General features: G+C 50.5%; 1 protein-coding gene. It reads right to left on the bottom strand.

Translation table 11 applies throughout. The features are described 5' to 3' along the window. The coding region (locus ACTFO6_RS17725; protein WP_439935740.1) for an FMN-binding negative transcriptional regulator at positions 1-255 on the bottom strand (255 nt) is incomplete at its 3' end. Between the last annotated feature and the right edge of the window lie 179 nt (positions 256-434).

The following is a 434-nucleotide window of genomic DNA, read 5'->3' as shown; positions in this document are numbered from 1 at the left end:
AATGTAAGCATCGGGGCCGTGAAAGATAGCCAAGGCCTCGATATCGCGGGTGATGTCGTTCCAGATTGGGTTGGCGCGGGCGACATGGCCACGCAATGTGCCAAACGGACCCGGTTCCATAGACAGATGTAGCGGAATGTGATTGGCGTTGAGCCCGCTTGATGAAAGCGTGACCAGTGTGGATAGTGGACGGGCTCGAATGAGCTGATGCAAGACGTCAACTCTTGGCTCGGAAAAGTGCTTGGGAATGTACATGGCTATGCGCGCTAACTAGAAGTAGACAACCTAAAAGCCGCTTTACAAAGCAACATTTTTCTGTATATTTATACAGACACGGCTGGTAACCCATTGAAACGACCAGAATCAGTGCCAATTTAGCACAACCTAAAACGCCGCTACAAACCCAACAACAGGGTACTCTAATGCAGCCACCC

Origin of the sequence: Pelomicrobium sp. G1, from assembly GCF_051905455.1 — a bacterium.
Classification (GTDB): domain Bacteria; phylum Pseudomonadota; class Gammaproteobacteria; order Burkholderiales; family UBA6910; genus Pelomicrobium.
Note: the sequence above shows the minus strand (reverse complement) of the source record. Positions and strands in the feature narration are given on the sequence as shown.